We start from the raw sequence: 21,279 nt of genomic DNA on the forward strand, positions 1-21,279 counted from the left end.
AACGTTGATCAGAAGTACCCCGCCGCATGCGCTCGGGTTCGCAATTCAGTTTCCTACCATGGGCGAAGAGGGACTCGAACCCCCGACATCCTGCGTGTAAGGCAGGCGCTCTAACCAACTGAGCTATTCGCCCGATCCCGTTCTCGATCGGACGGTCCCCTCACCCGATCACTACGCCTTCAAAATGGCCATCGGTATCAACACGCAGTAGCCAACAGTCAACAAGATCGGAGCAATGGTTTCGCCGCCACGAGCTAAATCGGCAAACCCCGCAACGATCGCCAACAGGGCAATTCCCCACCACATCAGGCCCCGCGTGCGGGACGACGGATCATTCGCAGCCATAGGGGTTGTAGTGTAGACTTTCCCCGGAATGCTGTCAAGCAATGTGCTGGCGCGAAGTTACGTCACGATGAGCGCCACATTACGGTGCGATTAAGATGGCGGCGCCGGGGGCTGAGTGGGCGGCGACGCTGGCGGCGTCCCCCCACCAAACTGCGGCCAATCGTCCCCGCGCAACAGGGCCTCGATCACACTCTCCCTCGCGGCCCGTTCCGCCGCGTCGTCCGCCGCAACCATCGCCGCCAATCGTCGCTTGTCGCGCTGCCTGCGCGCCACGTATAGCGGGAATACGAGCACAATCAAGAATACCCCACTCAGCGCGACATCGCTGACCAAAGCGAGTGCCCCATAGCGACGACGAGTGCTCTGCCGCCAACGCAGCTCAAACCCCGCCAGCGTCAGTCCAAACTCCGATCGCAGCGCCACGTCCATCGACCCGGTCGTTCGCCACGCATTGAAGAATCGTGAAAGTCCCGTCGCCGTATCGATAGATGCGAGCTCGACGACCGCCCGGTACGCCAGGGCGTAAGCGTTCTGCGCCGTGCCGGAACCGGCCGAGAACTGACGGTCCAGTTCGTCAAAGGTCGGAGTTCCTCGAATGGCGAGCGCGACGTTCGTCGCCAATGCATCCTCGCGGGTCCACTCGCGCGCGGCATAGCTGGCGTAGCCCTCATCGAACCAACGCGGCGGCAAATCGCCCAGCGACTCGTGCAACGCCAGGTGTGCGACCTCATGCCGAAACACCTCGCGCGGATCGCCGGCGTCGCTGCCGCTGGCGCGACCGTGCATCACGATGCGCTGCGACTCGGGGAACGCAATACCAGCTCCCCACTCCGGCGCGCCCGGGCCAACCCACTCGCGAAAGCGACGCCGGTCGGGGGCAATGGCCAACAGGGCGCGCGCCTTGGGCCGCGGCAATCCCGGAAACGTGTCGTTCTTCACTGCCCCGTCGAGCAGCGACGTGGCCAGCGCGCGATCCTCGGGAAAAAACACCGCCGTAAATCGCCCGCGATCGATCCGCTCCGGCGCTTCCTGTGCTAGCAACCTCGAAGCTGTGACAGCGGACCACATCATCACGAGCACCGCGAGGACAAGCGACGCGCCTACGGCTCGCCGCCCTCTTCGACGGTTTTTAGAACTTCCGAACAACGCTTGCCCCACGGATTGAACTTGTTGGTCGCAAATCCCGACTTCCACGTGTCGACCGCCTCGTCGCGCTGCCCGTTGAACCAGTACGCTCGGCCCAACTCGTAGTACGCCTCGATCAGGTTCGGGCCCAGGGCAATCGTCTTCTGAAAGAACGTTTGCGCGTCCTCGAACATGTCCCGCTCGAGATACACGAGGCCCAGATAAAAGTGCGCGTACAGCGTCGCTTTCTTGTCGTTGTCGAGCCGGATCGCGCGAGACAGATGCTCGATCGCCTCGCCGAAGATCCGCTTCTTCAGACAAATGTAGCCGACGTTGATGCGAGCTAGCGCGTTCTGAGGCTCGCGGATCAACACTTTCTGGAAGTTGAGCAGCGCGTCGTCGAACTTGTCCTGCAGCATCAGCGCCCACCCCAGCAGCGATTCCGCTTGCGGGTCGTTGGGCGACAGCTGCAGGGCACGCATGAGGTCCTGCTCCGCGCCGCTGTGATCGCCTGATGAGATCTTGCTCCAGCCCTTCTCGATGAACGTCGACGCGCCGATGTGATCGGCATGCACGAGGGGCTTTTCCGGCACGAATTGCGGCGCGAGCGACGGCTGTTTTGCCTTCACCGCCTTCCACTTTTCGACGAGCTGCAGGACGTCGGCCTTCGCCGCGGTGAGTTCAGCGATCTCCGCTTCGACCGACTTGAACAGCGCGCCAATCTGGGCCTTGAGCGCGTCCAACTCCGCGCCCGCGCCAGGCTGGTCGAGTCGCGCGTCGAGCGCCTGACGTCGCGCCCGAAGCTCGTCGACCAGGCGCTCAGCCACGAAGCGCCGCGGCTCCGGCCTGAGCCGACGCGTCGAAGGTGATTCGGTCAGTGCTCGACAGCACGCGATCGACGTCGAGGACGACGACCAGTTGATCGCGAACCTTCGCGATCCCTCGAATGAATTCCGCGGAGAGGCCGCGGAAGAGCGCCGGCGGCGGCGACACGCTGGCTGACGAAATCATCGCCACCTCGTGCACCATGTCGACGATCACGCCAACACATCCCGTCGCCGTGTTCAGCACGAGAATTCGCGTTTCCGGTGTGATCGAATCGTCGGACAATTCCACGCGCCGACGGAGGTCGACGACCGGCACCACCATTCCGCGATGTTCGATCACACCTTCGATCCACGAGGGAACGTCGGGCACACAGTTGGGAGGCGAGTACCGCAGCACGCGGTCGACCGAGAGGACGTCGGCGCCAAAGAGATCGAGGCCGAGTTGGAACGTGACGAGCTTCACGACATCCGTCTTCATGTCCGTTCTCCGTGCATATCGCCCGCGGCTATTGCCGCATCGAGGAGTGCGGTGGCGTCGAGAATCGCGATCAACTCCTTCCCGCGTCGCACCACCCCAACTAGCACTCGATCGGAGGCATCAGCGCCCGGTGCCGATCGGACTTCTTCCGGCTCGATCACGACCGTGTCGTACACCTCGTCGATCGTCAAACCCACGCGGCGGCTCGTATCGCGTCCGTCCGCGTCTCTGGTTGTCGAACGCTCGAACAACAACGCTGCGTCCTGCGCCGTGCCGCTGCGAGTTCCTTCCACATTGAGGATCGGCCGCGGATCGTAGAACGTCACCAGCGCACCGCGAATTGACGTCACGCCCAGCACGGCCGGCGGCGCGTCGGGAAATCGCTGTACCGATGGCGTTTCGATTACTTCATCCACCGCTGTCAACGGCACCGCGAATCGCTCCGCCCCTATGCCGAAGACGAGAAAGCGCTCAGCGCCGTCACGGAACATGGCGCACCGCATCCACGAACTCGACGATCGACGCGCCAATTTCGGACAGCGGGGCCACGCGATCCGCGCCCGCCACCTGGAGCGCGGCCTGAGGCATACCGAAGATCGTCGCTGACTCACGATCCTGAACGATTGCCTTGCCGCCTGCCTGGCGGATCAAGTGCGTGCCCGCTGCCCCGTCGCGCCCCATCCCGGTGAGAACCACCGCCACGGTCGAACGCCCGAATACCTGCGCAGCCGATCGGAATAGCATGTCGGCCGCTGGACGCACGCCCCATACCGGCGGGGATCGATCAATCGCGATGTACGGACCGGCGCCGTCGTCCTTCACGATCATGTGAACGCCGCCTGGTGCGACGTACACCCGTCCGCCGACGACCGGTTCTCCCTCCTCGGCCTCGTCGATGGAGAGTGGGCTCACCGTGTCGAGCCGACGCGCCATGCTCTTGGTAAATCCCGCCGGCATGTGCTGAACGATTAGAACCGCCGCGGGCAGCGAGTGCACGAGTTGCGGCACGATCGCCGCGAGCGCGCGCGGACCACCCGTCGACGACGCGATGACAACGGCCTGCGTCGCTCGCGACAGGCCCGGCACGTCATCGCCAGCAACCGGGACTGCTCGCGGCAACATCCGTAGCCCGGCTGGATTCGCCGCGGCAGCGGCGCGCAACGCGCCGAGCAGACGATCGGTGATCCGCACCAGATCGAGACTGATCGAGCCAGATGGCTTGAGTACGAAATCCACCGCGCCCAACTCGAGCGCACGAAACGCCGCTTCGTGTCCACTGCTCGTCGTACCTGCGCTCAGCATCACGACTGGTCGCGGCGTCTCGCTCATGATGTACCCGAGGGCGCTCAACCCATCGAGCTCCGGCATGTCGACGTCGAGCGTCACGATGTCCGGTTCCAGTGCGTGCACCTGCTTGAGCGCATCATACCCATTTCGTGCCGTGCCCACGACGGTGAACTCGCCAGAACCCTCGATGATCTGCGACGTCAATCGTCGCATGAACGCGCTGTCGTCCACGACGAGGACGCGCGGCAGTTTAGAGGACACGCGAGCCTTTTCTCAGCGACCGAACCTCGACGCGCCCGTCGCAAGTATTCAGGTACACGCTTCGCCCGTAGTCGCTGCCGACGTCTTCTGCGACGATCGGCAGCTTGGCCTGGCTCAGGACATCGCGCACCGCGGCGATGTTCCGCTCGCCGATGTTGATCGTGCCGCTGGGGATCAGACTGGCGAACATGCTCGCCCCACCCACGATCTTTGCCGTTACCCGCTCGCGGCGCGCGCCGTGCTTTGCCATTTCGCTCAACAACAGTGGCAGCGCGGTTTCCGGGAACTTTGCCGGATTCGATTGATCGCGCGACATCGACGCGCTCGGCAGCAGCACGTGTGCGAGTCCGCCGACACGCGCCGCGGCGTCGTGCAGAACGATCGCAACACACGACCCGAGGCCGATCGTCGTGATCATTCCACCGGCCGACACAGCGTAGTCGGCAACGCCGACCCGAATCTCTGACGTCTCCGCGATCATAGTCGCCGGAAGATTCGGCTGCGCGAATCGACTGGCGCGAAACGCGAGCGGTATCGGCCCAGAATCGTCTCGACCTTGCCCAATACGAGAAAGCCGTCAGGAGCGAGGGCGTGATAAAAGGACTCGAACAGCCGTTCCTGCGTCTCGCGATCAAAATAGATCAGGACGTTGCGGCAGGTGATCAGATCGTGCGCCCCTGGCGGCGCGGATTCGCGGAGCAGGTCGCGCGACTGAAAGCGCACCAAGCCACGAATTGCCGGCGACACATCGAACGGCGGCGACGCAGCGAAGTACCGCTGCCGAAGTTCGGGCGGCGTCTCTGCAAAGTCCGCCTCTTCGAACTGCCCCAACGCCGCGGCATCGAGACACTGTCGATCGATGTCGGTGCCGAGCACGTCGACGCGACCGAGTTGCGAGAGCATCCCGTTCACCGAAGCGAATCGGTGGAAGAGAATCGCCAGCGAATACGGCTCGTCGCCCGACGAACACCCTGCGCTCCACACGCGAATTTTGGGTGTCTGCCGATGCCACAGAGCAGGAATGACGTTGGCCGCCATCGAGGCGTACACTTCCCAGTTCCGGAACAGCTTGGTGACGTTGATCGTAAGCGCGTCGAGCAGGCGATCGTATTCCGCCGCGTCCGTGTCCAGAACGTGGGCGTAGTCGCCGTACGTGTGTACGCCGCGCGCGCGCATGCGGACCGCGATGCGCCGTCGCAAGCACTTTTCCTTGTAGCTCGCACACCCAAAACCGCGCTCGACCGAGATCTTCTGCGTAAGCGCGGAAAAATCTCCGGCGTGCTCCTGCTGGTCGATCATCAAAAGACCTGACGAACCGACTCGAGGTTGGTTCGGACGATTGCGTTGTCGGGATCGAGTTCGAGCGCACGTTCCCAGCAGCGAACGGCGTCTTCGCGTTCCTGTCGGCGAAGCTTGATGTTGCCGAGCTTCAAATACATGTCGGCGCCAAGCTCGGGCTCCACTTTGCTGGCGCGCAAATAGGCTTCGAGCGCATCATCGTACCGCGCGCCGCGATAGTAGAGATCACCCAAATTCTTATGCAGTTGTGCCACGCCCGGGTCTTCCTGCACCCCGCGTTCGGCGATTGATCGTGCACCCTCGTAGTCGGCATCGCGTTCGAGGACGGCCGCGAGGTTATTGAGCAGCACCGCGGAGTGCGGATGTGCGACCACGCCCTCGTTGAGGATCGCCGCCGAACGCGCTCCCTCTCCGCGGAGCGCCGCGGTCAGCCCCATGTAGTGGAACCACGCCGGTGTTGGCGGACGTTTGCCAAAGAGCGGCCGCGCGGCCGCGAGCGATGCGTCGGCAGCGGCGAGGTCGCCGGCGAGCAGACTCAAGACGCCGAGAGAGGTGTGGACGCGCGGGTCATCCCCGCCGCCGCGTCGCACAGCTTCGTCGAGTGCGACGCGCGCTTCGTCGTAGCGATTGAGCTGTTCGAGCGCATACGCAAGGTTGTGAAAAACGGCAGCGTTCGCGCCTGGGTGCGCAGCGGCCTCGGAGAACGCCGTCAACGCGTCATCCCATTTGCGCTGGCGTGCTAGAACCAGGCCGACGTAGAAGCGCGCGAGCGCGTCGTCGCTACGCAACTCGAGCACGCGGCGAAATTCGCGGATCGCTTCGTCGAGCATCGCCGTCTTGTAGAACGCGATGCCGAGGTTGCGATGCTCTTCCACACGCCCCTCGCTCGCACCGCTGGCCACGGGCGGCGCCGTTTTGCCAATGCGATGAATGAACCCCGCATTCAGCAGACCGAACAATGCCTTTCCAACCTCGAACTCCACCTGCCCTGAATCGTCGATGATCCGCTGAACGTCGCGACTGCCATCGACCATCTCGAGCACCGAACGCCATTCGTCGTTCAACGTGATCTCGCTCTGCGCGATCTTCGCACGGTCGCGCTCGAACACGATGTCGAAGCTCGAGATCTTCTTCTCGATCAGGCCCCATTCGTCGACACGACGCGCGCCCTCGAGCAGCAGCGACTCCGGATTGATCGACACGACGAAGTCGTGTTGATCCGGAGCGACATCCGCCTCGAAGTTGAACGTGCCCTGATTCCAGGTGAACAGGAAATACACGGCTTCCTGGATCTGCACGTTGATCGCGTCGTGCAACTGCTGCTGCGTGAGCGAACCCAACTCGACGAGCAACTCGCCCAGTCGTTTGTCGCGCCGACGATCCTGCAGGTCGATCGCCGCCTCGAGCTGCGCCTGTGCAATCACGCCCGTTTTCACGAGCATGTCGCCCAGTCGGTCGCGTCGGTTCACGATCGACGCGTAGCAGATGCGACCCTTGTTGAAGTAGATGTACCCGAAGCTGTTTCGGTGCGTGACGCTCAAGCATCCCGTCTTCTTTCCCATCGACAGGAGTTGAAGCACGTCCGGAAGACTCGCTTCTCGAAGACTACCGCGAATGGCCATTATCGCGTCTCCTCGATCAAGCGAACCGCCGCGTCGGGCCAACGCCACACAACTTTCTCACGATCGAGAAAGAACGGATCGGCAGCGGTCCGCATCGCGGCGGCACGCGACGCCTCGGATTGATCCGGCTCCATCTCGGCGCGAATGAAACCGATCGTGACCGGAACGCCCGCGACCTCGGCCGACGCTGAGATTCGGTTCGCCGTTCCAATGATCTCGCGAACACTCGCTACCTGACGTTCGGCGAGATACGAAAGCATCTCGCTCGTCGGTTCGATGCTGAGGTCCTTGAGAAAGCGCGAGAACAGACGTTCGCGAAGCGATCGATCTGGCGCCTGCATCTGCACCACCAGACCACCCTCGAAGCGCGACCGCAGGCGCTCTTCGAGGCCGGTGAGTTCGCGCGGAGGACGATCACTCGCAATGACGAGCTGCTTGCCTTCGGCGTAGAGCGCGTTGAACACGTGGAACAGCTCTTCCTGCGTGCGCTCCTTGCCGGCGACGAATTGCACGTCGTCGAGCAGCAGCGCGTTCGCCTCGCGATAACGCGCGCGCCAGCGATCGACCGTGCCCTCCTGCAGAGCACCGATCAGCTCGTCGACGAATAGCTGCGCCGGAACACACGCCACGCGGCCGCCGCCAGTCGTCGCAGTGAGATCTATCAACCCATTGCCGATCGCGTTCAGCAGGTGTGTCTTCCCCACGCCGCTCGGCCCGTGCACGAACAGCGGGTTATAGCGGCTTCCCGGAACGCTCACGATCGCGTCTGCCGCACGCACCGCGAGCTGATTGCTGCCACCGACTTCAAAGCCCGCGCGCGTAAACGCCGCCGAGGGACCCGGAGGGGGCGCCGACGTGCGGAGGGCGCGCTCGAGTAACTGCTCGGCTTCGAGAAGGCGATCGGGATCGTGAAACGCGTCGTGGCCAGAGAGCGCGCGGTCGAGTCGGACGATTTGCTTTTCGAGATCGCGCAATCGCGACACGCGCCCTTCGAATTCTCTCAGCAGCGTTTCGACGCTCGTGGGCGGCGTGGGATCCTGGAGCACGCGATCCAACGCGCCGGTGCGGTAGCCTTCGCTCGTCCAGTAGGCGATCGCTTCGATGAGGCGCGACTTCCACTGTTCCACATGTTGCGCGACGGCAACGGAGATATCAGAGATGAAGCTCTGAAACTCACCGGCCAACGGCGGTGTTGCGACACGCGACCGCTGCTCGGCGAGGTCGCCGAGGATGCCGAGCACCGCGGCAGCATCGACCTGTTCGCCGCCGAGCGTTTGATAGGCGATGAGGCGATTGAGTGCGCCCTGTAGTTCGCGGACGTTCTTGAAATCGAGCCGCCCGATTTCTTCGGCAACACCGGCGCGGAAGCGAACGCCGCGCTCTTCGCACTTGGCCTTGAGAATCGCCATGCGCGTTTCGTAATCGGGCGTTCCCATGTCGACGATGAGGCCACCCGACAGTCGCGTGATGAGACGTTCGTCGACATCGGCGATTTCCGAGGGCGGCCGATCGCTCGTCATGACGATCTGTCGGCCGTCGGCTTGGAGCGCGTTGAAGATGCGAAGCAGTTCGGTCTGCGTCTCGCGGTGGCCCGTGAGGAACTGCATGTCGTCGATGAGCAGCAGCCCGACTTTCAGGTGGCGCTCTTTGAACGACTCGATGGCACCGGCAGCCATGGCCTTGTGCAGTTCTTCGACGAAGTCATCGAGCGTCACGAGTGCAACGCCAAGACCCTTGTGGCGCTGGGCGACCTGGTTGCCGATCGCGCTCATGAGGTGCGTCTTGCCCAGCCCAGAGCTGCTGTAGACGAACAGCGGGTTGTACACTGCGCCCGGCGTTTCGGCGACGGCGCGCGCCGCGGCGACGGCGAGGCGATTCGCCGAGCCGACGATGAAGTTGTCGAAGCGGAGACGCGTATCGATGTGCATGGCTACCGGTTCGCTCCGGCGCTCAGGCGTTTGAGTACGAGCTCCGCGATGCCCCGGAGCGTTTCGAACACACCGGGGCCATGCAGCGCGTCAGCCTGGAATTCCGGGACGCCGCGGAAATTGAGCGCGTCGGAGAGTTCGGAGCCGCTGAGGATGAGATCGCGCGGGAGGTCTTGCTTGTTGTATTGCAGCACGAGCGGAACGGTCCGCGCGTCGACACTGTGTTCGGCGAGATTGGCGTGCAGATCCTGAAAGCTTTCGACATTCTCTTCGAGCTGGCGCGCCTGGCTATCGGCAACGAACACGACGCCATCCGCGCCCTGGAGCACGAGCTTTCGAGTTGTCTGATAGTAGATCTGCCCCGGCACCGTATAGAGCTGAAACTTCGTGGTGAAACCGGAGATCGTGCCGAGATCGAGCGGAAGAAAATCGAAAAACAGCGTGCGGTCGGTCTGCGTCGCGAGCGACACCATCTTGCCTTTGCGGTCGTCGGGAACCTGGCCGTAGATGTAGTGCAAATTCGTCGTCTTTCCGGACCGACCTGGCCCGTAGTAGACGATCTTGCACGTAATCTCGCGGGTGGCGTAGTTGACGAGAGACAAAAGCTAAAAGACCAATGATTAAAGTAGAATATACAGATCGAAATGAGCGTATCAGCAGTAGCGTCTTATGGCTTAAAAACACTCATTGAATAACATCAATCAATAAATACGCATAACAGCAGTCACAACATCAAACCGGAAGCACCAGCCGGCGTCGGCTTGCTGCCGCCGGCGAAGAGAGCCGTCAGGTTCGCATGGAGTTCCTGTTCGAAATTCACGTCGAGCGCCGGACCACGAGCCACCGGCGCCGCCGGAGCCGCATCCGCGAGCTCACGGCAGAGCTCGGCGAAAAACAACCGAACCAACCCAAACGAACTCTCCTGGTCGAACACCGTCAGACACACAAACGCCCCACGCCCGGTATCGATGGGCGCGAGATACAACTGCTTCTCCGCTCCGGCATGATGCAGCCCTGTGAACGGCCGGCCGTCGATCCGACGACCGAGTTCGCCCGCCGTCGCATGAACCGCCGACGCCAGCGCGCACGCCGTCATCACGTCTACCGCACGCGTGAAACCCGCCTGAGCGACCACCTGCCCCGACGGATGCAGCACCAGCGCCAACCGCGCACGCGCGTCGTCGACGTACCGCCGCAGCGGTGCCTCGACCCACGGTTCCACGGTTGCGATGATCATTCGAGAGACTCCAGGGCCTTGAGTAGTTCCACGCGGATCAAGCCGACGTTCGCTGACGGATCGGCGACGACGACGATCACCAGATCGCCGCGACCACCGACCGCACAAATCCGCCCGCGTTCGGCATCGAGCTGCAGAAACGACACGGACCCCAACCGCGCGGCCACCGCCGACATCCGCGCCTTTCGATACAACGACGCCGCCAGGGCGGCGACACGATCGCCGTCCTGACCGAACCGAAGACTCGAATCGACGACGAGGCCGTCGTTCTCCGAGACGATCAAGCTCGCCCGCACGCCACGTTGACGCGTGAGACTCTCGAGCAGGGCGCCAAACTGTGTACTCATGGCGTCGTTCCTCCGCCGCCGGCACCGCCCTTCCCGCCCCGCCCAATCTCGCTCGCGAGCCACTGCGCCGACCGCTCGGCGCACCGCTCCAGTAGTCGTCGCAGCAGACCGAGAGGCGTAGATCGCGAGGCAGCAACGACGAGCAGCGCCCGATCCGGTGCCGGCGCCATCGCAACCACCGCTACCTGTGTCTCGAACGTGATGGACCGCCATTCTCCCACGTCCAAATGCCGCGTCGACCGAACCACTTCGTCGGATATACCACTCAACTGTGCGCCGATCTCGACGCCGAGGTCGTTACCCTGGTCGTCGACGTACAGGCCCCCGAGCACGAACCCATTCCCGTCGAGCAGCAATGCGGTCTGACCATCATCGACCAGAAGGTCGGCAAAGAGCCACTGAGGGTCGCTCGGACCAGGCTCCGAGACAGCCGCCGGCGCCGTGAATCCGCCCGACCGCCTGACCGTTTCGAGAGCCGACGTCACGTCTGAACCGCCGCCCCGCGCCGCCGCTTGACCGAGGTAGCGCTCCGCCTCGGTGAAGCGGCCGTACTGGAAGCACACGTACCCCAGTCCCTTCATCGCCCCAACGTGATGCGGGTCGAGTCGAAGGACCGCCTCCCAGCATTCGAAGGCGCGCGCAAAATCGCGCCGATCGACGGCAATGCGCGCCACGAGATCGTGCGCCTCGACATTTTTGGGGTGCCGCTCGAGCCCGCGCAACGCAATCTTGAGCGCCACGTCGAGCTGACTCTGCCGACGAAGCGCTTCGCCAAGCTGCAGGAACACGAGGCTCGACGGATCGCTCGCGAGCTCGTCGCTCCAACGTCTGATATCGTCAGCCATTGGCCTCCTCCTCGAGGAGTCGCGTGAACCGTTCCAACGCCGCAATCGCGTCGCGCGCACGCACGGCCGCTTGATCGTCGGGCGCAACTCGAAGGAAATGCTCCCAACCGGCGCGCGCGGCCGCGTAGTCGCCAAGTCGCGCCGAAGCGAACGCAAAATCGAGATGAATCCCCGGGGTGAGCGGATCTTCCTGCATTGCTCGGCGGAGTTCGTCCGCCGCATCGCTGTGCCGCCCCGAACGCGTCAGCGTGCGTGCCGTCGCGAGACGTGAGGCGATCGCGCTGCCGTCGAATTCCTGCGTCGTACGGGTTGGCGCGCGCAGGCAGATGATGCCTGTCGTGGCGAGACCGTACGCGATCTTCGCAATCTCGAACTCATCGCGCGACAGCGAGGCTGCAATCGCGCGAAGGTCGCGGCCCCCGTCGATCATTGTCAGCACCTGCCACTCGTGCGGTAGCAGATCCAACATCGAGCCACCCGCGCTGCCGTCGCCGTCGCGATCGTCGCCAACCGGCGCCAACTCCGGAATCACGCCAGGGTTGGGAACGAGATCGGCGATGCGCGACCATTCATCGATCCGGCGCGCACCCTCCATGAGAAGCGACTCGGTCGAGACACTGATGCGCGAATCGGTCGGCATGTCGCCGCGCGCACGCTCTTCGAACGAGAAGAAGCCCTCGCGCCACGACATCAATTCGAACACCACGCTCTCGATGTGCAGGCGTAGCTGGCGTTCGAGTTCCTTCTGCGTGATCGCGCCAATCTCGACGAGGAGATCGACAATGTCCGCCGATGCGTGCGCGCCCGTGCGTCGGGCTCTGGCACGTTCGAGATCCGCCTCGCTCACGCGACCGGCCTGAACGAGCGCCTGCTCCGTTGGCATCGCCTTGCTGCGAATCGTTGCCTGCACGACGCGCCCACCGTCGAACACGACGAGTCCTTCATCTTCGCGAAGCTCTGATGAGACGCGAAGCACACCCGTCTTTCGGCTCAGGTCGAGCAGCTGAAAGACGTCGTGAATTCCCAGTTCGCGAAGCGGTCCCTCGATCGCCATGGGCTACCGGCCTCTCGCCGCGGCTGGCGCACGTCGGGGACGCGCGCCAAGGATTCGCTGCAGATCGGACGCCGTTCGAATCTCTCGACGCGCGCGACGGGCATACTCGGTCGTCGGTCCGAGATCGAGTACGCGATTCCACCGCTCGATGGCATCGCGATACCGTCGCTGCTCGAACAGAATCGAACCCTCGTGGAACAGCGCACCCACATGCGACGGGTCGAAGCGCAGCACGCGTGAGAACGCGTGGACGGCGTCCCGCTTGCGGCCAAGCGCCAACAGTGTCTCTCCGAGAGCAATGAGCGCGTCGAAGTGATACGGGTCGCGCTGGAGCAGCTCGATCAACAACGTGAGTGCTTCACCCGGTCGAGCCAGTTTGCGGCGCAACGTCGCCAGTTCGAGCGCCGCTTCTGCGTAAGTCGGAACAGCGTCCAGCGCCGCGACCAGTTCCTGCTCCGCCTCGCGATTCTGACCTTTTCCTTGTAGCAAGCGGGCGAGCTGAAAGCGCACGATTGCAAAATCCTGATCGAGCTCGAGCGCGTGACGATAGGCCACGATCGCACTCTCGTTGTCGCCGAGTGATCGCGCGATGTCGCCCATCTTCTGCTGAATGTCGGCGCGCATCGGCGCCGCACGTCGCGCGACGTCGAGCACCGCAAGCGCAGCGCCTGGATCACCCGACTCGGCGCACGCGGTCGCGGTCAGCATCAGCACTTCGACGTCGCCGTGATCATCGTCGAGGAGACGTTCAGCGATTGGACGCGCTTCCGGCGCGCGGCCCAAGCGCACCAGGGACCACGCTTCGCCAATCGTGGCACGTCGAATATTCGGATCGAGGCGAAGCGCCTCTCGATACCGATCGAGCGCTTCGCCGTAGAGCCCTTGTCGGGCATACACGTCGCCGAGTAGTGCAAGACCGTCGGCTCGCGCGCTGCCACGCGCCATGGCGCGGCTGATCTCGGCCGAAGCTCGATCGTACAAGCCCTTCGATAGAAAATCCGTCGCCATCGCAAACGGCGATGAATCCGTATTCCGAACCGATGCGATCGCCTGCGCGGGCGTAGGCGCCGGAGCGAGACCGGTGAACAGGGTGTCGAGCGTTTGCGGGTCGAAGCTGAAATCAGTAATCGCGGAATCAGCCGGACGCTCACCACCCAGATCAGGCTGAATCGAGATATCCGGATCTTCGTACTCCACGTCCATCGCGAGTTCGAACTTCTGCGCGACGTAATACGGATCGAGCTCGAGTGCGCGCTTGGTCTCGCGGAGGGCTCCTTCGAAATCGCCGAGATTCGAAAGAGTGAAGCTCATGTTGTAGTGCGCTTCGGCAAAGTCAGGACGGGCCTGAATAGCACGAGCGAGCGCGTTGCGCGCATCGTCGAACTTGCGCAACTCCGACAGCACCAGCCCGATGCCGTTCCACGCCACCGGATGTTCGGGCTGCGTGTTCAGCACCTGACGGAACGCATCGAGCGCCAGCGGCAGCCGCTTTCGTCGCGTGAGCAGCAGCGCAAGGTTGAGACGCGCCTTCACGAACTCGGGTCGGACACTCAGCGCCGAGCGAAAGGCGCTGAGCGCCTCGTCGACCGCACCGCGATGATACAACGACACACCGAGGTTGTTCTGCGCAATCGCGTATGACGGCTCCGCCGCCAACGCGCGACGATAGCTCTCCTCGGCATCGGCGAAGCGGCCTTCCTGGTGTAACGCGACGCCGCGTTCGTTCCAGAGCTTGGGGCTCGCGGGGTCGCGCTCGAGCAGTTCGTCGTACAGCCGTAATGCTTCGTGGTACTGGCGCATCAGCAGCTGCATCTCAGCCATCGCCTGCAGCACGAGATCGCGCTCTTCACCTCGCTCGAGCGCAATCTGGTATTCGCGAAGCGCTTCGGCGTAGTAACCTTTGCTGCGGAATGCGAGACCGAGATTGTACCGCGCGAGTTGGCCTTCGCCGCTCACTTGGAGTTCGCGCTTGGTCGCGGCCTCCGGCTCCGGACGCGAGACACGCTGCGAGTCGATCGCGAGATTGGCGTGCGCGCGCGACAGCGCAGGGTTGAGCTGAATGGCGCGTCGAGTCACGGCGCGCGCGTCTTCATGCCGACCCATATCGCCAAGCACGAAGCCCATGAGGTACAGAGCGTCGTGGTTTTCGGGATTCAGTTCGATGGCGCGCTCGAGTTCTGTGAGCGCCTCTTCGCTGAGTCCGCGATGATAGAGAACTTCGCCGAGTGCGACATGCAGCAGCGAGCTTGCAGGATCGAGCTCGAGTGCGCGCTCGAGACTGTCCTGCGCCCGCTCGATATCACCCGACTGTTTCTCCGCGAGCGCGAGCTGCAGCAAGGCGCTGACGTCGCTCGGATTGTACTGGAGCAGCGCGCGAAAGTGCTCGGCGGCCTCTGGCTGCTGGCCGAGCAGCGAGAAGGTTCGACCGAGCTCCCAGCGCGCGTCGCGATCCTCGGGACGGAGGCGCAGTTTTTCCTTCAACTCCGGAACGCGTGTGTCGTAGTAGCCGGTATTGAAGTATGCGATCTCGAGATTGCGCTGCGCGACCTCCATCTTGGGGTCGAGCTCGAGGGCCTTCATCAGAGCAGTAACAGCCTCTTCGTACAACCCCTTGTTGTAGTACAACACACCGAGGTTGTTGTGCGCGCCCGCGTCCGACGGATCGATCCGTCGGGCGAACGACCGCAGCACTTCGCGATCGCGATCGGACGTGAGAAGAGTGGGCACGAAGGAATCCGCGAGGACTAAGCGACTCGTACGGCTTTGAGAATCGCGTGCAGCGATGCGGGATCAGGCAGCAGCAGGAAGAAGCCGCGCAGATGCTCGTCGAGATTGTCCATGAGGAACTCGCTCTCGACGCAGAAGACGTAGTCCTTATCGCCGCCGAACTGCAGGTAGGCAGTCGTCAGGACGGCGCTGGACATATCGATCGCGAGGCTCGGCGGCGACGGAATGAGCATCATGCCCATGAAATCGCTCAACGCGTTCATGTAGGCCGAGCTCAGAATGTTGCCGGCTTCCTTGATTGCCGACTGCGCCATCTCCGAGAAATCGTCACCGGGCAGCGGCTTGTGCAGCAGCAGGGACGCAATGCGCCGGGCGGTGCGACGCGGGAACACGAGCAGCGTGCGCCCCGTGAGGTCGCCGAGAATGTGCATGAGCACTGCGGCAACCGGCTCGTCGGGTCCACTGAGCTGCGGTGGGATCTCCTCGAGGCGCGCGACGTTGATCGTGGGAACGCTGATCATGATCGTTTCACCGATCATTTGCGACAGCGCGGTGGCGGCGTGGCCGGCACCGATGTTCGCAACTTCACGGAGCGCGTCGATCTGAAGGGCCTTCAGGGAACGGAGATCTTCCATGCTCGTCCTCAGAGGAGACTGCTGACGTCGACAATGAGCGACGGGCGTCCGTCGCTCAGGAGTGTGGCGCCGCCGAAGATCGGCAGCCCGTCGCGTACTGCGTCGTACTGTTTGACTACGATTTCTTCCTGCCCCGTCAGCTCGTCGATCACGAGACCCGCGCGGCGATCACCGAGGTCGATCACGACGACCTGTTCGAGATCGATTTCGGTTGGCGCGACATAGCCCGGCAAGCCAACGAGATCACGCAGCCGAAGCAGCGGGAGTACCTCGTCGCGAGTGAGCAGCACCTCGCGACCTTTGATTGTGCGAACGATGTCCGGCGCCAACTCGATCGTTTCGCTCACGTGCGCGAGCGGAATCGCGTAGGTCTCGTCGCCGACGCGAGCCAGCAACGCGCGCATGATCGCAAGGGTCAACGGCAAACGAAGCATCATCGTCGTGCCCTGCCCCGGCACGGAGCGAATGTCCATCGCGCCGCCCAATGCGCGCACGCGCGTGTACACCGCGTCCACGCCAACACCACGGCCGGACAGGTTCGTCACCTTGTCGACCGTCGAAAAGCCAGGACGCGCGAGCAATCGAAGGAGCTCGTCTTCGCTCAGGTCCGTCTTGTCGTCGTCGACCAATCCATCGCGCTTGGCGCGCTGCAGCACGCGCTCGCGGTCGATGCCTTTGCCGTCGTCACTCACACGAATCACGACGGCTGAACGATCGCGGGCGGCGCTGAGGACGAGGCGGCCATCAGCAGGCTTTCCCGCCGCAATGCGCGCCTCTGGTAGCTCGAGGCCGTGGTCGATCGCATTGCGCAGCAGGTGTACGATCGAATCGCCAATTTCGTCGAGCATGGAACGATCGAGTTCGATCTCCTTGCCTTCGACGACAAAGTTCACCTGCTTGCCGACCGTGCGCGCGGCGTCGCGAACGACGCGCGGAAACCGGTCGAACACCTGCGCCATCGGCACCATGCGGCTCGCGGTGATCTCATCGCGCAACTCGGTGATGAGCCGCGACGATGCACTGACCGTTTCGTCGAGCGACACATCGCCAAGCTCGCCGGCGAGCTGTGTCAGTCGCCCGCGCGCGATCACCAGTTCACCAACGAGATTCATGAGCGCATCGAGACGACGAACGTCGATGCGCACGGAACGCGTTCCCCGGCGTTCCGACGTCGACACGCTGACCGGCACTGGTATCTCGACCGGCACGGGCATTGGCACCGACGCACGACGCGGCGCCGGCGTGGCCGGATCGTCGCCAATCTGCACCTCGGCGATATCGCCGGATTTGCGGATCGTCGCTTCGATCTGTGCCGCGGTGGACGTCGTGACGATGCGTAGCGCGAAGTCGGTCTCGAAGCCCTCGGCCTCGATCTGATCGAGGGCCGGCTCGATGATCGGCACGTCGCCGAGTTTTCGCAGCGCCTGCACGATGATGAACGCGCGAACGCCGCGCAGCGGGGTGTCCGGCGCGAGGCGAATGCGTACCAGCGTTCCAGCGCCGCGTGGTGCGACAACGGACCAGGTGCCCTGCTGCGGCGAGATCGACTCGCCGACGCCGAGTGCGTGGAGCGTCGCGACGAGATCGGCGGCGAGGACTTCGCCATCGCGTCCCGCAACCGCCGCTTCCACCGCTTGTTCAAGTACGTCGGCGGATCGGAACAGCACGTCCATGACGTCGGCGTCGATCGCGAGATCGTTGCGCCGCACGCGATCGAGCACGGTCTCAAGCTCGTGCGCGAGCTCGGCGACGATGGCGTAGCCCATCGTCGCGCCCATGCCCTTGATCGTGTGGACGGCGCGAAAAATCGAGCCAACGTGTCCCGCGGCAGCGGGCGCGTTGGCGTCGCGTTCGAGCTCGAGCAGCGCGTGATTCACCGCCGAGACGTGTTCGCGGCTCTCGGTGAGAAACAGCTCGGCGTACTGAAGATTGTCCACGGCGATGGCCGAGGTGTCGGGCTACCCGAGCACCCGTTGGACAGCCTCGAGCACGCGGCTTGGCTGGAACGGTTTGACGACGAAATCCTTGGCGCCGGCCTGGATGGCTTCGACGACAAGCGCTTGCTGTCCCATCGCGCTGCACATGAGAATTCTCGCATGCGGGTCGAGCTTGCAGATCTCGCGCACCGCATCGATTCCGCCCATGTCGGGCATCACGATGTCCATTGTCACCAGGTCGGGTCGAAGCTGCGTGTACTTCTCGACCGCCTGGACGCCGGTCTCCGCTTCACCAACGATCTCGAATCCCGCCTGCGTCAGGATATCGCCGACCATGGTGCGCATGAAGATCGCGTCGTCACAGATGAGAACCGTCTGGCTCAAGAAACGCCTCCGTTATGCAAGCAGGACTTGCGTGATGAGTGCATCGAGATCGAGCACGACAATCGCGGCATCGTCGATCATCGCTACGCCTTTGGTGATGATGCCGCCGGTGCTCGACGCATCGCGCGCATCGTCGATCGCGAGACCGCGAACGTCGACCACTTCGTCCACCACCACTCCGACCAGACGATCGCGATGGCGGATGAGCAGGATGCTGCCCTCCTCCGCCGGCGCTCGTGAGGCGTCGAGACGGACGCCGAGATCGAGGACGGTGACGATGATGCCGCGAACGTTGATCAGGCCGCGGACATGCGCCGGCGCGCCCGGAAGCCGGGTGGTCGGGCGAAGCGGGATGATTTCTTGGGGTTCACTGATGTCGCACCCGTACAAGACGTCGCCCACGCGAAACAGCAGCGTGGACGAAAGAATCGCCTCAGGGGTCGACGTCGTAGAATCCAAAGAATTCGAGCGGGTTGGTATCGGCGAGAGGAACGTCGGGGCCAGCGGCGACCACGATCGCGCGGTGCAGATCGTCAGGCAGAGGCGAGCGCAGGTCTATCGTCGCTCCGGAAACCGGATGACGAAAAACCAGCCAAGCCGCGTGCAGGAAATGACGACGCGCAGCGAGCCCCATCAGCTTGCGGCCTCCACCCCCACCGTAGGTATCGTCACCAACGACCGGATGGCCAATCGAGGCGAGATGTACCCGGATCTGATGTGTGCGTCCCGTAAAGAGATGCGCCCGCAACAGGTCGGCGGAGTCGAAGCGCGCGAGCCGCGTGAGATCTGTCCTCGCTGCCCGTCCGGTACTGACGATTGCCATGCGCTTTCGGTCTCGCGGATCGCGAGCAATCGGGCGTTCTACTGTGATGCGATCGTCGGTCAGGTGTCCCCAGGAGAGGACTGCGTAGCGGCGAGTGACTGCTCGGGCCTGGATCGCGGCCCCCAGCACCCGGTGCGCCCGATCCGTTTTGGCGACTAGCAGTAGACCGGATGTTTCCTTGTCCAGACGATGGACGATGCCTTCCCGACCCTCTTCAGCTGCCGGGGACAGGTCGCCACCGCGGCCTTTGAGGGCGTTGACCAGCGTTCCCGTCCAGTTGCCAGGCGCGGGATGCACGACCATCCCGGCCGGCTTGTCGACGACCAGGACGTCCTCGTCCTCGTAGGCGATGGAGAGCGGAATGTCTTCGGGCAGCACGTCGCGGCCAACCGGGGGCGGAATGTCGACGACGATCCGCTCCCCTTCGCGGGCCTTGTAGCTCGCACGTTCGTGCCGACCCTCGACCAGCACTCGCCCTTCGGCGATGAGCGTCGCGGCTTGATTTCTCGAAAGCTCCAGCTGCCCAGCGACAAAGAGGTCGAGGCGCGGTGCGTCGTCTGGCGCAACCAGGTCGTGCGTAGGCATGTGAGTACGGACAGCGGGCAACAGCCCGATCAGCCGATAACCTCGTCCCGGGCCGCCGCTTCCGCTGCGGCGATGGCAAGCGTGCGCCGATCCTCGCGCCACAGGACCCAGGCCAGCATCAATGCGCCCACGGTGACGGCTGAGTCGGCGACGTTGAACGTCCAGAAGCGGACGTCGCCAACACCGATGTCGAGGAAATCGACGACGCCCTGCGACCGGTGAAAGCGGTCGATGAGATTGCCCGCGGCCCCGCCCCACGCCAGACCGAGCGCGAACACGCGCGACGTGTCGCCCGGCAGCGTGCTGCGGTACAGCCGCCAGAGAATGAAGAGCGCGCAGACAGCAAACGCGCCGAAGATGTATCGCGAGTTTTCGCCGAGTGACATGCTGAACGCCGCGCCAGGATTATAGGCGAGCGTAAAGCGCACGAAGTTCCCGATGATTTCCTGCGGCACGTGCATCGTCAGATGCGCCACCGCAAGCATCTTCGTGACGACGTCGAGAAGGACGACGCTGACGGCCGCAGTCCAGAATAGCGGGCCGTTCTTGTTGATCGAACTCATGTCGTGCGTGTGATTACGAGAGTTCTCGCGGGTCGACCGACACGGTCGCCGGCGATGGAACGCCGACGGCATCGGCAGCTGGCTGCGCTTCGTTGTCCTCGCCCCACAATACCCAGGCAAGGAGGAACGCGCCAAAGCTGACCGCCATGTCGGCGATGTTGAACGTGGGCCACCGTGAATCGCGGAATCCAATGTCGATGAAATCCACCACGCCCTCGGCCGACCGAACGCGGTCGACGAGATTGCCAAGCGCACCGCCGCACACCAGTGCGAGCGACAGCGTTCGAATGGCGTCGCCGGCTCGCGTGGCCGCATACAGGCGGCCAAGAATCACGAGCGCAACGAGCGTGAGGACCATGAAAATCCAGCGGGAATACTGCCCGACGTGCAGACCGAATGCAGCGCCGGGGTTGTACACGAGCGTGAAACGCATCCACTCGCCGTAGACGTCGTGCGGCACGTGCTGCGGGAGCAACCGACTCACGGCGAGCGCTTTCGTACAGAAATCGACCGTCGCGACCAACACCAGCACGGGCCAAAATAGCCCCGAGTTACTTCTTTGCATCTTCCTCACGCTGCTTGCAATCGATGCAGTAGCGCGCGTGAGGTAGCGCATCCAGCCGATCGAAAGCGATCTCGTTCCCGCACTGATGGCACTTACCGAAGTTTTCCGGCTGTCGGTACAGGCGACGCAACGCTTCGTCGATGTGCCAGAGGAATCGACCTTCCTGACTCGCGAACAGGAACGCCTTTTCACGTTCCATGGCGTCGGTGCCTTGATCTGCCATGTGGAACGAGTAGCTGCTGAGGTCACCGTCGGCTGACTGCGGCGTCGCACCAAACGCTTCGTCGGCGCGTCCGAGCTCTTTGAGAACGCGCTTCCGCTCGTCGAGCAGGCGCTTCTCGAAGTGCGTCAGCGTCTTCTTGTTCAGGCCTTTCGGCTTCTTGGCGCTGTTCGTCGTTGGCATTG

23 protein-coding genes and 1 tRNA gene are annotated in these 21,279 nt (G+C 63.5%); all 24 read right to left on the minus strand.

Going from position 1 to position 21,279, the window contains the following annotated elements:
- Positions 1 to 59: 59 nt before the first annotated feature.
- Positions 60 to 133, minus strand: a tRNA-Val gene (locus AC6H4Z_RS14645).
- Positions 134 to 435: 302 nt separating this feature from the next.
- Complete coding sequence (locus AC6H4Z_RS14650; protein ID WP_497542698.1) at positions 436 to 1,386, minus strand: peptidase MA family metallohydrolase; 951 nt, start codon at positions 1,384 to 1,386, stop codon at positions 436 to 438.
- A 59-nt stretch (positions 1,387 to 1,445) separates the two neighbouring features.
- Positions 1,446 to 2,297, minus strand: a complete 852-nt coding sequence (locus tag AC6H4Z_RS14655; RefSeq protein ID WP_497542699.1) for a tetratricopeptide repeat protein — start codon at positions 2,295 to 2,297, stop codon at positions 1,446 to 1,448.
- Positions 2,290 to 2,775, minus strand: coding sequence for a chemotaxis protein CheW (locus tag AC6H4Z_RS14660; RefSeq protein ID WP_497542700.1), 486 nt, complete (start codon positions 2,773 to 2,775; stop codon positions 2,290 to 2,292). The genes AC6H4Z_RS14655 and AC6H4Z_RS14660 overlap by 8 nt, the downstream gene beginning before the upstream one ends.
- Positions 2,772 to 3,266, minus strand: coding sequence for a chemotaxis protein CheW (locus AC6H4Z_RS14665; protein WP_497542701.1), 495 nt, complete (start codon positions 3,264 to 3,266; stop codon positions 2,772 to 2,774). Before AC6H4Z_RS14665 ends, AC6H4Z_RS14660 begins: the two co-directional genes overlap by 4 nt.
- A complete protein-coding gene (locus tag AC6H4Z_RS14670; RefSeq protein WP_497542702.1) occupies positions 3,256 to 4,323 on the minus strand; it encodes a protein-glutamate methylesterase/protein-glutamine glutaminase in 1,068 nt (355 codons plus the stop codon). The genes AC6H4Z_RS14665 and AC6H4Z_RS14670 overlap by 11 nt, the downstream gene beginning before the upstream one ends.
- On the minus strand, positions 4,313 to 4,804 hold the full coding sequence (locus tag AC6H4Z_RS14675; RefSeq protein ID WP_497542703.1) for a chemotaxis protein CheD: 492 nt from the start codon (positions 4,802 to 4,804) through the stop codon (positions 4,313 to 4,315). Before AC6H4Z_RS14675 ends, AC6H4Z_RS14670 begins: the two co-directional genes overlap by 11 nt.
- Positions 4,801 to 5,622, minus strand: a complete 822-nt coding sequence (locus tag AC6H4Z_RS14680) for a CheR family methyltransferase (protein WP_497542704.1) — start codon at positions 5,620 to 5,622, stop codon at positions 4,801 to 4,803. The genes AC6H4Z_RS14675 and AC6H4Z_RS14680 overlap by 4 nt, the downstream gene beginning before the upstream one ends.
- Entirely contained in the window at positions 5,622 to 7,244 is a 1,623-nt protein-coding gene (locus AC6H4Z_RS14685; RefSeq protein ID WP_497542705.1) for a DUF4388 domain-containing protein, read from the minus strand. Before AC6H4Z_RS14685 ends, AC6H4Z_RS14680 begins: the two co-directional genes overlap by 1 nt.
- Positions 7,244 to 9,172 carry a DnaA ATPase domain-containing protein gene (locus AC6H4Z_RS14690; RefSeq protein WP_497542706.1) on the minus strand — a complete coding sequence of 643 codons (1,929 nt, stop codon included), beginning with the start codon at positions 9,170 to 9,172 and terminating at the stop codon, positions 7,244 to 7,246. The genes AC6H4Z_RS14685 and AC6H4Z_RS14690 overlap by 1 nt, the downstream gene beginning before the upstream one ends.
- 2 nt (positions 9,173 to 9,174) lie before the next feature.
- Entirely contained in the window at positions 9,175 to 9,774 is a 600-nt protein-coding gene (locus tag AC6H4Z_RS14695; RefSeq protein ID WP_497542707.1) for a GTP-binding protein, read from the minus strand.
- Positions 9,775 to 9,896: 122 nt separating this feature from the next.
- Positions 9,897 to 10,409, minus strand: a complete 513-nt coding sequence (locus AC6H4Z_RS14700) for a roadblock/LC7 domain-containing protein (protein WP_497542708.1) — start codon at positions 10,407 to 10,409, stop codon at positions 9,897 to 9,899.
- Positions 10,406 to 10,756, minus strand: coding sequence for a roadblock/LC7 domain-containing protein (locus tag AC6H4Z_RS14705; protein WP_497542709.1), 351 nt, complete (start codon positions 10,754 to 10,756; stop codon positions 10,406 to 10,408). The genes AC6H4Z_RS14700 and AC6H4Z_RS14705 overlap by 4 nt, the downstream gene beginning before the upstream one ends.
- Positions 10,753 to 11,601: a tetratricopeptide repeat protein gene (locus AC6H4Z_RS14710; protein ID WP_497542710.1), complete on the minus strand. Its 849-nt coding sequence runs from the start codon at positions 11,599 to 11,601 to the stop codon at positions 10,753 to 10,755. The genes AC6H4Z_RS14705 and AC6H4Z_RS14710 overlap by 4 nt, the downstream gene beginning before the upstream one ends.
- A complete protein-coding gene (locus AC6H4Z_RS14715; protein WP_497542711.1) occupies positions 11,594 to 12,655 on the minus strand; it encodes a DUF4388 domain-containing protein in 1,062 nt (353 codons plus the stop codon). The genes AC6H4Z_RS14710 and AC6H4Z_RS14715 overlap by 8 nt, the downstream gene beginning before the upstream one ends.
- A gap of 3 nt (positions 12,656 to 12,658) precedes the next feature.
- On the minus strand, positions 12,659 to 15,382 hold the full coding sequence (locus tag AC6H4Z_RS14720; protein ID WP_497542712.1) for a tetratricopeptide repeat protein: 2,724 nt from the start codon (positions 15,380 to 15,382) through the stop codon (positions 12,659 to 12,661).
- Between the two features lie 17 nt (positions 15,383 to 15,399).
- A complete protein-coding gene (locus AC6H4Z_RS14725; protein ID WP_497542713.1) occupies positions 15,400 to 16,017 on the minus strand; it encodes a chemotaxis protein CheC in 618 nt (205 codons plus the stop codon).
- Between the two features lie 8 nt (positions 16,018 to 16,025).
- A complete protein-coding gene (locus AC6H4Z_RS14730; RefSeq protein WP_497542714.1) occupies positions 16,026 to 17,954 on the minus strand; it encodes a chemotaxis protein CheW in 1,929 nt (642 codons plus the stop codon).
- 21 nt (positions 17,955 to 17,975) lie between these two features.
- Positions 17,976 to 18,338: a response regulator gene (locus AC6H4Z_RS14735; RefSeq protein WP_497542715.1), complete on the minus strand. Its 363-nt coding sequence runs from the start codon at positions 18,336 to 18,338 to the stop codon at positions 17,976 to 17,978.
- A gap of 12 nt (positions 18,339 to 18,350) precedes the next feature.
- Positions 18,351 to 18,797 (minus strand): chemotaxis protein CheW, encoded by a 447-nt coding sequence (locus AC6H4Z_RS14740; protein ID WP_497542716.1) that lies wholly within the window; start codon positions 18,795 to 18,797, stop codon positions 18,351 to 18,353.
- Positions 18,772 to 19,746 carry an RluA family pseudouridine synthase gene (locus AC6H4Z_RS14745; protein ID WP_497542717.1) on the minus strand — a complete coding sequence of 325 codons (975 nt, stop codon included), beginning with the start codon at positions 19,744 to 19,746 and terminating at the stop codon, positions 18,772 to 18,774. Before AC6H4Z_RS14745 ends, AC6H4Z_RS14740 begins: the two co-directional genes overlap by 26 nt.
- Positions 19,747 to 19,775: 29 nt before the next feature.
- On the minus strand, positions 19,776 to 20,309 hold the full coding sequence (lspA, locus tag AC6H4Z_RS14750) for a signal peptidase II (protein ID WP_497542718.1): 534 nt from the start codon (positions 20,307 to 20,309) through the stop codon (positions 19,776 to 19,778).
- Positions 20,310 to 20,322: 13 nt separating this feature from the next.
- Positions 20,323 to 20,841 carry a signal peptidase II gene (gene lspA, locus AC6H4Z_RS14755; protein ID WP_497542719.1) on the minus strand — a complete coding sequence of 173 codons (519 nt, stop codon included), beginning with the start codon at positions 20,839 to 20,841 and terminating at the stop codon, positions 20,323 to 20,325.
- A 19-nt stretch (positions 20,842 to 20,860) separates the two neighbouring features.
- On the minus strand, positions 20,861 to 21,277 hold the full coding sequence (locus tag AC6H4Z_RS14760; protein WP_497542720.1) for a TraR/DksA family transcriptional regulator: 417 nt from the start codon (positions 21,275 to 21,277) through the stop codon (positions 20,861 to 20,863).
- Positions 21,278 to 21,279: the final 2 nt, after the last annotated feature.

It is taken from the genome of Leucogemmata humicola (assembly GCF_055379415.1).

Coding starts and splice junctions, on each gene's coding strand:
- lspA (WP_497542718.1), bottom strand. CDS start 20,309: ATGAGTTCGATCAACAAGAACGGCCCGCTATTCTGGACTGCGGCCGTC.
- AC6H4Z_RS14725 (WP_497542713.1), bottom strand. CDS start 16,017: ATGGAAGATCTCCGTTCCCTGAAGGCCCTTCAGATCGACGCGCTCCGT.
- AC6H4Z_RS14685 (WP_497542705.1), bottom strand. CDS start 7,244: ATGGCCATTCGCGGTAGTCTTCGAGAAGCGAGTCTTCCGGACGTGCTT.
- AC6H4Z_RS14675 (WP_497542703.1), bottom strand. CDS start 4,804: ATGATCGCGGAGACGTCAGAGATTCGGGTCGGCGTTGCCGACTACGCT.
- AC6H4Z_RS14690 (WP_497542706.1), bottom strand. CDS start 9,172: ATGCACATCGATACGCGTCTCCGCTTCGACAACTTCATCGTCGGCTCG.
- AC6H4Z_RS14680 (WP_497542704.1), bottom strand. CDS start 5,622: ATGATCGACCAGCAGGAGCACGCCGGAGATTTTTCCGCGCTTACGCAG.
- AC6H4Z_RS14665 (WP_497542701.1), bottom strand. CDS start 3,266: ATGTTCCGTGACGGCGCTGAGCGCTTTCTCGTCTTCGGCATAGGGGCG.
- AC6H4Z_RS14760 (WP_497542720.1), bottom strand. CDS start 21,277: ATGCCAACGACGAACAGCGCCAAGAAGCCGAAAGGCCTGAACAAGAAG.
- AC6H4Z_RS14715 (WP_497542711.1), bottom strand. CDS start 12,655: ATGGCGATCGAGGGACCGCTTCGCGAACTGGGAATTCACGACGTCTTT.
- AC6H4Z_RS14745 (WP_497542717.1), bottom strand. CDS start 19,746: ATGCCTACGCACGACCTGGTTGCGCCAGACGACGCACCGCGCCTCGAC.
- AC6H4Z_RS14660 (WP_497542700.1), bottom strand. CDS start 2,775: ATGAAGACGGATGTCGTGAAGCTCGTCACGTTCCAACTCGGCCTCGAT.
- AC6H4Z_RS14700 (WP_497542708.1), bottom strand. CDS start 10,409: ATGATCATCGCAACCGTGGAACCGTGGGTCGAGGCACCGCTGCGGCGG.
- AC6H4Z_RS14705 (WP_497542709.1), bottom strand. CDS start 10,756: ATGAGTACACAGTTTGGCGCCCTGCTCGAGAGTCTCACGCGTCAACGT.
- AC6H4Z_RS14710 (WP_497542710.1), bottom strand. CDS start 11,601: ATGGCTGACGATATCAGACGTTGGAGCGACGAGCTCGCGAGCGATCCG.